Below are 12,845 nucleotides of genomic sequence, written 5' to 3' on the forward strand. Positions count from 1 at the left end.
TGCCTGTGCCAGGAAGATGCTCATCTTCGTCAACGCCGTGGTGGCTCGCGGCACGCCGTGGTGCGGCGAACCACCGATGCGATCATTCCCTGTTACTTAGTTCGACCGGCACGCGTTTCTTCGTCCCGACCTGCGGCTGCTCACGACGTCGCGCGCAGCGGCGGTCAAGGATGGCCGTCGCTCGCCCTAACCTCACCTGATCTTCCGCCAGGCCACGCCTTGACCGACGCGAGCACGGCGTCATCATGGGAAGACGCAGACGACCCCAAAAGGCAGCTACCGTTTAATGGTTGCTACGAAGCTGTCTGAGCGGTCCGCGCCTCCGTTCACAACACTGTTATTGTGGCCACTGACGCCCCTCGCGCCAACTGGGCGTTTTGCACGTGGTGTTGTAGCTTGCCGGCAGCAGCTGCACCGCTGGCAGGAGGAACTGACATGACCAAGGTCGTACTCACCCGCCGCAACCTCCTCGCGGCCGGCGGCTCCGTCCTCGCAACCGGGCTTCTGGCAACCGGCGCTTCCGGCCTCCTGCTGCCGGCCCGTGCGAGCGGCCTCGCGCCGACCGAGTCAATGTTGGGCGGCGCGAACAATTACCGCAAGGGCGCGGCGATCGTGGAGCGGATCGGCAAGGGCGGTTTCTGGATGAGCGGCACCGTGCGCCGCGCCGGCGACGGGGCTCCGCTGGCCGGGCAGCGCATCCAGATCTGGGCGCACACGGTCGAAGGGCGGGAGCACGAGCCGCAGAGCCACGGCGCAACGCTCACCGACAAGGACGGCAAGTTCCGTCTGGAGATGCCGCAGATCATTCCGATCTTCGGCCAGCCGCACGGCCACCTCGCCTATGACAGCGGCGAGTTCAAGACCGTCTTCCTGCGGCCGGTGATGCGGAGCGCGAAGGAGACCAGCCTCGAGGCGCACTTCGTGCTGCAGCCGGCTTGAACCCGACTTGCAGATGACGCGATGGAGATCGGCCCGGGCGCCCCTGATCTGGGTCGCCCTTGCCTTGGCGATTGGCGTGCCGGTCGCCGCTGCCGCGGCCAGCGAGCAGCTCGCCTGGCGCGATCCGGTCTACATCCTCGCCGGCTTCGCCGGGATCATCGCCCTCGGACTCGTGCTCGTGCAGCCCTTGCTGATCGGCGGCTATCTGCCGGGATTGTCGGCCTATCGTAACAGGCGCGCCCATCACTGGATCGGCGGCGCGCTTGCTCTGGCGATCCTGATCCACGTCGCCGGCCTCTGGATCACCAGCCCGCCCGACATGGTCGACGCGCTGACCTTTTCATCGCCGACGCCGTTCTCTCCCTTCGGCGTGATCGCGATGTGGGCCATCTTCGCGGTTGCGCTCCTGGCTCTCTTGCGAGGGCGATTGGGATTGCGGCCGCGAACCTGGCGCATCATCCATATTCCCCTCGCCATCGTCATCGTGGTGGGCAGCGTGGTCCATTGCCTGCTGATCGAGGGAACGATGGAGACGATCTCGAAGGCGGCGCTTTGTGCGCTCGTGCTCGCCGCAACGGTGAAAGTCATGATTGACCTGCAGGTGTGGCGAAAGCGGCGGACGCTGCGCGGGGAGAATGTCGCGCCGCAATGAGCGATGGACCTCACCGCGCCATTGCGAGGAGCCCTTGCGACGAAGCAATCGAAACTGGCTCCGCGGACACATTCGTGGATGCTTCCGTGGATGCTTCGCGGAGCCTGTTATCGGGCCGCGCTTCGCGCGGACCCGTTGGCTCGCCATGACGGAACCTGGCTGCGCCGCCTTGCTTGCCGCGATCATTGCCCCGGCGTAGCCTCGCGCAATGACTGTCACGCCCCCCGATCTGAAAGCGTTCCTGCTCGCGACGCCGTTCTTCGGCGGTCTTTCGGAGGCAAGCCTCGACCTCTTGATCTCGATGCTGGTCGAGCGCCGCTTCGAGGGCGATGCGACCGTCGTGGCCGAGGGCGAGCCGGGGCGCTCGATGTTCATCGTCAAGTCCGGCCGGCTGGCGGTGAGCAAACGGACGCATGCGGGCAACGTCATCCCGATATCGCGTCTGGAAGCTGGCGATTTTTTCGGCGAGATGACGCTGATCGAAATGCAGAACCGCTCCGCCACCGTCGTCGCCGAGGCACCGACGGTGCTATACGAGCTGACGGCCCAAAAGCTCTATGCCTGCTACAAGGCCGACATCCACGCCTATGTGATCGTCCTGCAGAACATCAATCGCGAGCTGTGCCGGCGGCTGCGCCGGGCCGATGATCGCTTCGCGGCACTGCAGAGGAATGGCGACAATTGACGGTCCGCAGGAGACAGAGCCGTCGCGAAACCATCATGTTTCGCTACCGGAGATCGGCCTCGACGGATCCTGGCGATCACGACTTGTCGTGAGCGTACTTCTCCAGGACCAGCCGATTATACTCGTCCCTGACGGCTCTTCTGGAAACATGCCCCTTCCGGTCCTTGGCGATTTTCAGAAGATCGGGGTCGGTCGGTGCCTTCGATTTCCGCCGAAATCTCGCAAAGAGAGGGGTCGTCGGCTCCGACATCCTTCCAAACAGGCGGTCGAACCATCCCATTGTGTCCTCCCGGACAGGTCGCGAGCGAAAAGACTATCACCATGAAATGAGGGGTCAACGTGCCGTGTGACCGCACCTTTTCAAAAAAGCGCGCCAGCACATCGTTTGCAGCGGCCGCGGGCTTGAGCGACGCAGGTCAAACGTCTGGCGCCTCGCGGGCGCGCCCCACCGAACGTAGATCCACCAGCTCTTGTGGCTCGCTTGATGAGCTGCGAACCGACTGCATTCGACAGACAAATTTAGTCTATGGCTGAGGCGCAGGAATTGGAAGAATGCTCGTGATCTTCCAACCGTCGCCTGTTTTCACCAGCACTTGATTCATCAGGAACCGTGTAGGCTGCGCAGTCTGTCCAGGCGGTGAAATCATGAAGGTCACTGGCACATAGAGTTGCGCCACGCCCGTCTGCAATTCGATGACCTTCAGTTCGTCCATTTTCGGGTCAAGGGACCATGTGCCTTGATACAGGGTCTCGAAGCGCTTGATTGCTGCGGCGTGACCCCAGACAGGGGCGCCACGCGTGATCCACAAGAACTGAGCTGAGTCTTGCAAGAGCTCACCAACCTCCTTGAGGTCATGAGCGTTTTGTGCGGCAACAAATCTTGTGAAGAGAGCCTTCACTTCGTCCTCGCTGCCCGCGCGAACCGGGTCAGCCGTCGTCAAAAGCAGGAATGAAGCGAAGAAAGCAAGATGACTTCGTGCGCGGAAGGTCATGATCGTCCTCCCTTGATGTCGCGGCGAAATGATCCGCTCGCGGTTATCCGTTGCAACAGAAAATTACTCCAATGAGGGTCCAAAGACCACGTGATTTCAGCCGGCATGTCCGGCGGTAGGATTTCCGCCTCGGGTCAAAACCCGAGATCGACCGTAACGCTTCTGGCCCGTCGGGCAAAACACCACTTCTTCGGCGCAAGCCCCGTCAACCCCCCTTTCCGCGAAAATATTCCACTTTACCGAAATTCGGAATTGCAGTATCCATCGCGCATCCCGGCCCAAGGAGAGGGGCGATCGTACGTCGTCACGAACGAGGGCCAGGGTGCGGTGGACGCGGCTGCGTCGGGCACGCGGGGTGGACCAGGGCGAGATGAACCTCGTGAGGTCCCGGCCAGTGTGCGGAACGGACGGCGCCAACATCCGGCGAAGCCTCTTGGCGGAGCCGGAAGCTGCGTACGGCAAAACCGTGTGGTCCTGACCGTCGTTGCTACGGTCAAGCCTTGCGGAGATGCTTTTGGGCTCAACCGGGCCTGGCGGCATCGTCAATTCGCGAGGCGACGGAGGCCAGAAGGAACTCGGCTCCGGGGAGAGCAGGCATAAGCCGTCAAACCATCGCGCAGGGAAGGCCGTGTGTTGGGCTTCACCTGTATGCCGCTGTGCAGTTTTCTGCGTGTGCTTTCGCACAGCGGACCGTGGGTGCCAGCCGGCACCCGGCCTTCCCTGCGCCCTCTTCATAGAAGAGGGACACGGAAACGAGCAAAACTCGGGCGTTTCGGGTCGCGAGAACGCCGGTCTGTGCGCGGGCGAGCGCGACGCGAATGGCGCTGCCAGACAGGATCGAGCTCAGGCAGTCATTCAATATTGTATCAATTTGATCCTATTTCCTTGGCCCGGCGCTGTGATTTCGTGTGGCAGTCCTGCGTGGGGCAGTCGGCATCGATGAGCAAGCGATGATTTCGTCAACTCGGCGCATCGAAGTTCAACCCATGGGTACCTTTTGAGCGCGTACATGACCAGGATACTCGTCGGCTTTGCGATCGTCTTGATCGGCGCGGTTGCGGCCGGGGGTTCCATTGCCAAGAAGCAGGCGTTTTTCGAATCGCACCGCCGGAGCCGGCAAGTCATCCTTCACTATACGCTGTCCCGGGTCGACAACCCCATCATCGTTCTCGGCGACAGCATCGTCGAAGCCTCTGCGCTGCCGCGCGAACTGTGCGGCCATGCCGTCGTCAACGCCGGCCTCGACGGTGCCTCCACGACGAGCGACTTGGGCAATTGGTTGATGGACGTGCTCGACGGCAGACCGGCGGCCGCGATCGTGATGGCCTTGGGACTCAACGATGCGCTGGGAGCGGCGCGTGATCTGCCGGAGTTCAAGGCGAACTACAGCGCACTCCTGGTGCAGCTTTCGGAGACGAAAGCCCGCATCGTGGTGCTCGCGGTTCCACCGCTCGAGGTCTCACCTCGTCTGACCGCCGAGGCACAGACGAGAGCAATGCGCCTGATCGAGAGCTACAATTCCGCCTTGCCCGAGCTCGCGCTTCGTGGCGGCGCGACCTTTGCCGCCCTGCCGGCAATGCCGGCGCCGCACACGATCGATGGGGTGCATCTGAACGCCGCCGGATACCAGCTGTGGAATCAAGCCATCCTGCAGGGAGCGTCCGTCGCATGCAGGGCGAGCTGACATCAAGAGTTGCTCCCGTCCGAGCCAACAAGCTGCTCGGTTTGGAGTTGCTGCGCTTCCTGACGGCTTTCGCGATTCTGGTGTTTCACTATCGCCAATTCGCCTTCGTCGGCGACAGGGAAGTCGGGCTTCTCTGGGATCAACTACCGATCTATTGGTTGCTAGCGCCATTCTACTCCAGCGGTCCCTATGCCGTCCGGATGTTCTGGTGCATCAGCGGTTTCATCTTCTTTTGGAAATATCGCGACGCGATCGCCGATCGGGCGCTCGACGGCTGGAGATTCTTTGTCCTGCGTTTCTCCCGGCTCTACCCCTTGCACCTTGCGACGCTACTAGCCGTGGCGCTGTTGCAGCCCCTATATTTCAACGTCAATGGATCGTGGTTCGTCTATCAGAACAACGATCTTGCGCATTTCGTGCTGCAGCTGTTGATGGCCGGCAACGCGACCTCTCAGGATGCGCTGAGCTTCAATGGTCCGATCTGGTCGGTATCCGTCGAAGTGCTGGTTTATTTCTTCTTCTTCGTCATGTTGCTGGCGACCCGTTCCTGGCTGCTCAATGTGGCGCTGATCGCCTTCAGCTTGACGGTTCCTGGAGAGATTGCGGACTGCTTTGGTTTCTTCTACGCCGGCGGCCTCGCGGCGATGGCGCGCCAGTCCCTGCAGTCCTCGCCCGCTCGTGCGTTGGCGGCCGAAATCGCGGGCTGGCTGATTGTCGTGTCGTTGACATGCGGATACTGGCTGATGGGCGGCCGACTGGAATCGATCGGCTTGCTGCTGCTTCTGATCTGCACGCCGATGCTGCTTTACTCTCTCTCGCGCGAGTTGGTTTTGCCGGCCCGGCTTCAGCGGATTCTCGAGGCGGCGGGCAACGTGACCTATTCAAGTTATCTGCTGCATTTCCCGATCCAATTGGCGATGGTGCTGGGCTTTCATGTCATGCAAGCCTCGATTCCACTCTATGACGACGCCTTCTTCGGACTATTCATCGGCATCACGCTTTTGGCGTCGCATTTCACCTACCGTTATTTCGAAGCGCCGGCGCAGGGGCTGATCCGGGCCGCGTTGCTGCCGGTCCGCGGCGGGATTCGCCGGCCGGCCATGGCCTGACCACGCTGCGGTGTTTCGCAGTCATTTCTTAACCAACAAATTCGGCTCCGGCTGGACTCGGTTTGATGTTTACCCGACCTTAGATGCACTCAACCATAAGGCGATGGTCCGCTGGCGCGGCGCAAGCCGGGAACGCAGTAGCTTGCAAGGCTCGCATCGGAGGTCAGGGGGCCGAGATGTCCGCGCTTGAGCTTTGGAACGGTCTTCGATCCGAACGCGAGAGGCCGAACACGGCCAATCTCGGCGGATACGCCATCTATATTTTTCTGATTTCGTTGGCCTGCCTTTACTACGCGGCAAACGCACAGCTCTTGCTCGGGCATTATGATCTCGGCTGGCACTTGGCCGCCGGGGATCTCATCAGGGATCGAGGCAGCATCCCATTCCAGGATCCCTGGGCGTTCACACTTGGCGACAAGCAATGGATCAATCTGTCCTGGCTTTGGGATGTCATCGCCAGCTTGGTCTATGAGTACACCGGCTTTGCCGGCATCGCGATCCTTGTCGTTGCCTGTGGCGCGATCATCGTCGGCTATCTGACCTGGATCACCTTGGGCAACGGCGCCTCGGCGCTGGCGGTTTGCACAGCCGTATCGGCCGCTTCCGTGTTCTATCCGGAGTTTGCCACACCGCCCAATATCTACCTCGCCGCATCGCCGAATACGTCGACAATGCTGCTGTCCGTCGTTTTTTACGCGTTATGCCTGAGGAAGATGCGATATCTGCTGCCGCTCCTCATGATCCCCTGGGCGAACCTGCACGGTGGCTTCGTAATGGGTCTGCTGATCATCGGACTCTTTGCTGGCATGGCGCTGCTTCGCCGCGACTGGGCGAGCTTCAAATACCTTGGCTTCACCGGTGTTGCCTGCCTCGCCGCCACCCTCATCAATCCGCTCGGCTGGCACATTTACGTCGGCGTCATCGAGACACTTGGTCACTTCGTGCAGGCCTGCATCACCGAGTGGAGGCCATACTTCGAGAACTTCCGAGTGCCTGGAAGCATCGCCGGCCTGGCGTATATCTTGATCTTCGTTGCGCTCGAGTTGCGCAACGGACGCTCGGTTGCCGTTCCCCTGGAGGCAAGGCTGTTCGCTTGGCTGTTCCTGGGGCTCGGATTCTACGAGTACAGGTACATGTCCTTCTTCTACCTGTTCTCGACCATTCCGCTCGCACTTCACTTTGATCTGATCCTGCCAAGGCAGCTGAAAGTGCTGGCCGCGGAGGGTCGTCTTCTCACCTCGGGTGTCATCATCATTTGCGCGCTGCCATTGGTGTTCATGTTGAAGGCGCCGGCTCTTACGTTCTCGGACGATTTGATTTCGGAGCAGGACGCCGCTTATCTCGAGGCCAACCTTTCACATGCGCGTGTTCTGAATCATTGGAACGTTGGCGGTCCTCTGATCGCCCGTACGCATGGCGCGGTGCCCGTGTTCATTGATGGTCGGGCGGCAACCGCCTATCCGGATTCGCTGCTGCGCGACTATTTCAGACTGGCCAAATGGAACATCGACGAGTCCGCGTGGGTCGAGATTATCGAGAAATATCAGATCGATGCTGTGCTCTGGCCCACCGGGCACGACGTGCTGAGACGCTTCCTCGTCGACAAGCGCGGCTGGAAGGAACAATATGTTGGTATGCACGAGACGCTTTATGCCAAGCCGTGACCGATGATGATTCTTGCGACGTCCCGCCTGCGCATTTGCGTGTGCAAATTCAGCGGCGGGCGGCGATCGCCGTCAGCTCCAGCTTGACGCCCGCGCCGAGATCCGCAACGCCAATTGCGGCACGCGCCGGCAGATGCTCCGCGGTGAAATAGCGCTTCCACACCTGGTTGAACGCGGCCTTGTCGGCGAGGTCAGCCACGAAGATCGTCACCTGCAGAACGCAGGACAGATCGGAGCCGGCCCCCTCAAGCAGGGTCTTCATCTGGCGCAGCACATCGTCGGCCTGGCCGGCCATGTCGAGCCCGGCATCTTCAGGGACGATGCCGCCGAGATAGAGCACGCCATTATGCTCGACGATCTCGTGGAGCAGTCCTTCATAGGGCAGGGAACGGGTGATCACGATCGCATCCGTGGGTGTTGCGGGCTCGCTGCCGGGCGGAGGGCTCGCGTCGGTGAGGAAAGCTGGTGCTGCCAGACAGGATTGAACTGTCGACCTCTCCATTACCAATGGAGTGCTCTACCACTGAGCTACGGCAGCATGTGCTGGGACAAGAATCGGCCGCCCGAGGGGCCTACCAAGCGGGCCGATATCTGCCACAAGCCCCCCTCCTGTGCAAGCTTGCCAGCCCCGCCAAAACGAGAAAATCGGGCCGATATCGGCGCCAAAATGCCCGTTTTCGCCCGAACTGACCGACTTCACGCCGATTCGGGGTCTGATATCCCTGCCCAACTGGTCAGTTGGCCTGGGGTTCGGATTCGATCCATGTCGCGTTTCGCAAGGGTCCTATCGCGTCGCCTCTTGAGCTGCCACACTTCGATGGCATCCTGCTGCCGGTTGCTGTGATGGAGCCGCGATGGCTGAGGAGACTGACAAGAGCGCGAGCCAGGCGAGGGCGTCCCGGGACGACCGGCTGAAATCGGCGCTGCGCGAAAACCTGAAGCGGCGGAAGGTGCAGGCGCGCGAACGCGCCGCAATCACCGACCCCTCGCAGAACGACGATGGTTCCCTAAATGAGGGGGCCGCCGGCAAGACCTCGCGTTGAACGCCGGCGGCTGGAAATTTGGAGTGCATGCAGTGGCCATGGGGCAGGACGAAACACAACGAATCGACCGTGATGCGCAGCTGTTGCGGTTCACCCGCCCCGAGCAGACTTTTCCGGCGCTGATGCCCGCCGAGATCGAACGGATCAGGCACTTCGGCGAAATCCGCACCTATGCGGACGGCGAGTTGCTGTTCGAGACCGGCAAGCCCGGGCCCGGCATGTTCGTGGTGCTGGCGGGCCACGTCGCCATCACCCAGCGCGACGGTCTCGGTCACGTCACTCCGGTGATCGATCAGGGGCCGGGGCAATTTCTGGCCGAGCTCGGCCAGCTCTCGGGCAGGCCGGCGCTGGTCGACGGCCGCGCCGAAGGCGATGTCGAGGTGCTGCTCGTCCCGCCGGACCGGCTGCGCGCGCTGCTGGTGGCCGAAGCCGAGCTTGGCGAGCGCATCATGCGCGCGCTGATCCTGCGCCGGGTCAATCTGATCCAGGGCGGCATCGGCGGCCCCGTGCTGATCGGGCCGTCGAACTCCGCCGGCGTGGTGCGCCTGCAGGGCTTTCTCACCCGCAATGGCCAGCCGCATCATCTGCTGGATCCCAGCAGCGAGCATGACGCCGCCGAACTGATCGCGCGCTATTCGCCGAAGCCGGAGGATTGGCCGCTCGTCGTCACGGCCGGCGGCACGGTGCTGCGCAATCCCAGCGAGACCGAGCTCGGCCGCGCCATCGGCATGATCGGCGGGGCCAAGGACGACCGCATCTACGATGTTGCCATCGTCGGCTGCGGGCCGGCGGGGCTCGCGACCGCGGTCTATGCGGCGTCCGAAGGTCTCTCGGTCGCGGTCGTCGACACCCGCGCCTTCGGCGGCCAGGCCGGCGCCAGCGCGCGCATCGAGAACTATCTGGGCTTTCCGACCGGCATCTCCGGCCAGGCGCTGGCGGGCCGCGCCTTCACCCAGGCGCAGAAGTTCGGCGCCGACATCATGATTCCGATGTCGGTGAGCTCGCTGGATTGCTCGCGCGCCAACGGCACCTTCGCGCTGGCGCTGGATTGCGGCGACATCTTGCGCTCCCGTTCGGTGGTGGTCGCGAGCGGCGCGCGCTATCGCCGTCCCGATATCGCCAACCTCGACAAATTCGAGGGACGCGGCGTCTGGTATTGGGCCTCGCCCGTGGAGGCGCGGCTCTGCGCCGGCGAGGAGGTGGCGCTGGTCGGCGCCGGCAATTCGGCAGGCCAGGCGGCCGTGTTCCTGTCGGGGCACGCGAAAAAAGTGCTGATGATCATCCGCGGCGGAGGCTTAGGCGCCAGCATGTCGCGCTATCTCATCGAGCGCATCGAAGCGACACCGAACATCGAATTGATGTTCAACACCGAGATCACCGCACTCGAGGGCGACGAGGCCTCGCTGCTGCGGCGCATCCGCTGGAAGAGCCGGCTGTCGGATGACGAGGATTCCGCCGACATCCGCAATCTCTTCCTGTTCGTCGGCGCCGATCCCGCCACCTCCTGGCTCGACGGTTGCGGCGTGACGCTCGATCGCGGCGGCTTCGTCGTCACGGGCGCGCAGTCGGAGCAGAACCAGGGCAAGCTGGTCGCGCCGCTGGAGACCTCCGTGCCCGGCGTCTACGCCGTCGGCGACGTCCGCTCCGGCTCGGTCAAGCGCGTCGGCGGCGCCATCGGCGAGGGCGCGCAGGTCGTGGCCTCCCTGCACGGCTATCTCGGCGACGCCGCAAAACCGGCGCTTTAGGCAAGGACAAGACAAGGCAATGGCAAGCCGCAAGGGACTTGCCATTGCGCCACATCCTGCGGACTATCTCCTCATCCTGAGGAGCGCGCGAAAGCGCGCGTCTCGAAGGATGAAGGCCCCGGTGTAATAGCCGGGCCTCTATGGTTCGAGACGCGTGCTTCGCACGCTCCTCACCATGAGGATGAACATAAAACAAGGATTCAACGGGAGGACCAAATGGCTGAAGTCGTCGTGCTCTACAAGACGCCCAAGGATGCTGCCGCCTTCGACAAGTACTATGCCGAGACGCACATCCCGCTCGCCAAGGAGCTTCCCGGCTTGAAGAACTACGCCGTCAGCAAAGGGCCGGTCGCATCTCCCGCAGGTCCTTCCGGAGTCCATCTCGTCGCCATCCTCACCTTCGACAGCGTGGCCGACGTTCAGGCCGCCTTCGCCAGCCCGGAAGGCAAGGCGACCGGCGCCGACGTGCCGAAATTCGCCAGCGGCGGCGCCGACATCCTGATCTTCGACACCAAGAACGTGTGAGGATCGATTCAACTTTCGTTGAATCCTGCAGACACCAATTGCCGTCGTTTGTGACATTGCTGCAAAAGTTCAGCCATGCGCTTGATCGATTTCGCACGACAACGCATGGCTGCGCTCATGCATGTGACGACAACGCAGGTGGTAATCCGATGAGGAGCGTAATACTATTCTCGTCACCTCAACGCGGAGTGTAGGAGAGATGTCATGATGCTTGGCCTGAGCCTGCCCGCCCTCACGCTGATCCATGTCATCATCAGCCTGATTGCCATCGTCGCCGGGCTCGTCGTGATGTTCGGCCTGCTCGGATCGAAGTCGATGCCGGGCCTGACTGCGATCTTCCTGCTGTTCACCATCCTCACCAGCGCCACCGGCTTCCTGTTTCCGTTCAAGGAGCTGCTGCCCTCGCACATCATCGGCATCATCTCGCTGGTGCTGCTCGCCATCGCCTGTTTCGCGCTCTACGGCATGAAGCTCGCCGGCGTCTGGCGCCCGGTCTACATCGTCACCGCGATGGTCTCGCTCTATTTCAACGTCTTCGTGCTGGTGATCCAGTCGTTCCTCAAGGTGCCCGCACTTGCCGCGCTTGCGCCCGCCGTGCCGCCGGCGCCGCCATCGGGACCGGTGTTCGCCGTGGTCCAGGGCATCGTGCTGGTGTTTTTCGTCGTGCTGACCATCGGCGCCTGGCGCCGCTACAAGCCGCTGGCGTTTGCCTGATCGGTCGCGAACACGCGACGCATTCACTGTCATTCCGGGACGATGCAACGCATCGGACCCGGAATCTCGCGCAACAATCTCTGGATTCTCAGGTGCGCAACCGCGCACCATAGTTCGCGCTGACACGCGCCCGGGAATGACTTTCCACTGAAAGGAGACCCCACCATGCCCACCATCACCACCAAAGACGGCGTCGAGATCTTCTACAAAGATTGGGGCTCGGGCCAGCCGATCGTGTTCAGCCACGGCTGGCCGCTGTCGTCGGACGATTGGGACGCGCAGATGATGTATTTCGTCACGCGCGGCTATCGCGTCATCGCCCATGACCGCCGCGGCCACGGCCGCTCGGCGCAGGTCGCCGACGGCCACGACATGGATCATTATGCCGACGATCTCGCCACGCTCACCGCGCATCTCGATCTCAAGAACGCCCTCCATGTCGGACATTCCACCGGCGGCGGCGAGGTCGTGCACTACATCGCCCGTCACGGCGAGAGCCGCGTCGCGAAGGCCGCGATCCTCTCGGCGGTGCCGCCGCTGATGGTGCAGACCGCGGCCAATCCCGGCGGCCTGCCCAGAAGCGTGTTCGATGATTTCCAGGCCCAGCTCGCCGCCGGCCGCTCGGCCTTCTACCGCGACATCGCCGCCGGCCCGTTCTATGGCTACAACCGCCCCGGCGCAAAACCGCTGGAAGCCGTGATCGAGAACTGGTGGCGCCAGGGCATGATGGGTGGCGCGAAAGCGCATTACGACGGCATCGTCGCGTTCTCGCAGACCGATTTCACCGAGGATCTGAAGAAGATCAACGTCCCGGTTCTGGTGATGCACGGCGACGACGACCAGATCGTGCCGTACGCGGACTCGGCGCCGCTCTCGGCCAAGCTGCTGAAGAAAGGCATCCTGAAGACCTACAAGGGATTCCCCCACGGCATGCCGACCACGCATGCCGAGACGATCAACGCGGATCTCCTGGCGTTTTTCCGGGAGTGAGGCTTCACGACTCTAACCCTCCCCTTATTGTGGGAAAAGCGTGGCTCGCCGCGTAGCGGCGAGCCGGGCGAGGGCTTAACTTGTGTGGAAATTTCGGGGCTCG

Annotated in this window: 14 protein-coding genes and 1 tRNA gene; 11 read left to right on the forward strand and 4 right to left on the reverse strand. The window is 62.5% G+C overall.

Annotation, left to right across the window (positions count from 1 at the left end):
- Window positions 1–435 precede the first annotated feature (435 nt).
- From HZZ16_RS28490 to HZZ16_RS28500, 3 genes are all read left to right on the forward strand, one after another.
- Window positions 436–939 carry a peptidase associated/transthyretin-like domain-containing protein gene (locus HZZ16_RS28490; protein WP_197953144.1) on the forward strand — a complete coding sequence of 168 codons (504 nt, stop codon included), beginning with the start codon at window positions 436–438 and terminating at the stop codon, window positions 937–939.
- A 13-nt stretch (window positions 940–952) separates the two neighbouring features.
- Complete coding sequence (locus HZZ16_RS28495; protein ID WP_197953145.1) at window positions 953–1,591, forward strand: ferric reductase-like transmembrane domain-containing protein; 639 nt, start codon at window positions 953–955, stop codon at window positions 1,589–1,591.
- A gap of 208 nt (window positions 1,592–1,799) precedes the next feature.
- Window positions 1,800–2,276, forward strand: a complete 477-nt coding sequence (locus HZZ16_RS28500) for a Crp/Fnr family transcriptional regulator (protein ID WP_197953146.1) — start codon at window positions 1,800–1,802, stop codon at window positions 2,274–2,276.
- A 76-nt stretch (window positions 2,277–2,352) separates the two neighbouring features.
- Here the strand turns inward: HZZ16_RS28500 and HZZ16_RS28505 are convergent, their stop codons facing one another.
- Together HZZ16_RS28505 and HZZ16_RS28510 are read right to left on the reverse strand one after the other, a co-directional pair.
- A complete protein-coding gene (locus tag HZZ16_RS28505) occupies window positions 2,353–2,556 on the reverse strand; it encodes a hypothetical protein (protein ID WP_197953147.1) in 204 nt (67 codons plus the stop codon).
- A gap of 244 nt (window positions 2,557–2,800) precedes the next feature.
- Window positions 2,801–3,268, reverse strand: coding sequence for a nuclear transport factor 2 family protein (locus HZZ16_RS28510; protein WP_197953148.1), 468 nt, complete (start codon window positions 3,266–3,268; stop codon window positions 2,801–2,803).
- 1,042 nt (window positions 3,269–4,310) lie between these two features.
- On the opposite strand from HZZ16_RS28510, the gene HZZ16_RS28515 reads away from it, so the two are divergent.
- The 3 genes from HZZ16_RS28515 (at window position 4,311) to HZZ16_RS28525 (ending at window position 7,725) form a co-directional block, all read left to right on the forward strand.
- Window positions 4,311–4,952 (forward strand): SGNH/GDSL hydrolase family protein, encoded by a 642-nt coding sequence (locus tag HZZ16_RS28515; RefSeq protein WP_197953149.1) that lies wholly within the window; start codon window positions 4,311–4,313, stop codon window positions 4,950–4,952.
- The gene (locus HZZ16_RS28520) at window positions 4,937–6,061 is read left to right on the forward strand and encodes an acyltransferase family protein (protein WP_197953150.1); all 1,125 of its coding nucleotides are present in this window, start codon (window positions 4,937–4,939) and stop codon (window positions 6,059–6,061) included. The genes HZZ16_RS28515 and HZZ16_RS28520 overlap by 16 nt, the downstream gene beginning before the upstream one ends.
- A gap of 176 nt (window positions 6,062–6,237) precedes the next feature.
- The gene (locus tag HZZ16_RS28525) at window positions 6,238–7,725 is read left to right on the forward strand and encodes a hypothetical protein (RefSeq protein WP_197953151.1); all 1,488 of its coding nucleotides are present in this window, start codon (window positions 6,238–6,240) and stop codon (window positions 7,723–7,725) included.
- Between the two features lie 49 nt (window positions 7,726–7,774).
- Here the strand turns inward: HZZ16_RS28525 and HZZ16_RS28530 are convergent, their stop codons facing one another.
- Window positions 7,775–8,125, reverse strand: a complete 351-nt coding sequence (locus HZZ16_RS28530; RefSeq protein WP_197953152.1) for a RidA family protein — start codon at window positions 8,123–8,125, stop codon at window positions 7,775–7,777.
- A 63-nt stretch (window positions 8,126–8,188) separates the two neighbouring features.
- A tRNA-Thr gene (locus tag HZZ16_RS28535) sits at window positions 8,189–8,263 on the reverse strand.
- 316 nt (window positions 8,264–8,579) lie between these two features.
- On the opposite strand from HZZ16_RS28535, the gene HZZ16_RS28540 reads away from it, so the two are divergent.
- The 5 genes from HZZ16_RS28540 (at window position 8,580) to HZZ16_RS28560 (ending at window position 12,742) form a co-directional block, all read left to right on the forward strand.
- On the forward strand, window positions 8,580–8,768 hold the full coding sequence (locus HZZ16_RS28540) for a hypothetical protein (RefSeq protein WP_197953153.1): 189 nt from the start codon (window positions 8,580–8,582) through the stop codon (window positions 8,766–8,768).
- Window positions 8,769–8,806: 38 nt separating this feature from the next.
- The gene (locus tag HZZ16_RS28545; protein WP_197953278.1) at window positions 8,807–10,513 is read left to right on the forward strand and encodes an FAD-dependent oxidoreductase; all 1,707 of its coding nucleotides are present in this window, start codon (window positions 8,807–8,809) and stop codon (window positions 10,511–10,513) included.
- Between the two features lie 216 nt (window positions 10,514–10,729).
- Window positions 10,730–11,038 (forward strand): EthD family reductase, encoded by a 309-nt coding sequence (locus tag HZZ16_RS28550; protein ID WP_197953154.1) that lies wholly within the window; start codon window positions 10,730–10,732, stop codon window positions 11,036–11,038.
- Between the two features lie 204 nt (window positions 11,039–11,242).
- Window positions 11,243–11,752, forward strand: a complete 510-nt coding sequence (locus HZZ16_RS28555; RefSeq protein WP_197953155.1) for a hypothetical protein — start codon at window positions 11,243–11,245, stop codon at window positions 11,750–11,752.
- A gap of 165 nt (window positions 11,753–11,917) precedes the next feature.
- On the forward strand, window positions 11,918–12,742 hold the full coding sequence (locus tag HZZ16_RS28560) for an alpha/beta fold hydrolase (RefSeq protein ID WP_197953156.1): 825 nt from the start codon (window positions 11,918–11,920) through the stop codon (window positions 12,740–12,742).
- Window positions 12,743–12,845 lie beyond the last annotated feature (103 nt).

The organism is Bradyrhizobium glycinis, from assembly GCF_016031655.1.
Classification (GTDB): domain Bacteria; phylum Pseudomonadota; class Alphaproteobacteria; order Rhizobiales; family Xanthobacteraceae; genus Bradyrhizobium; species Bradyrhizobium glycinis.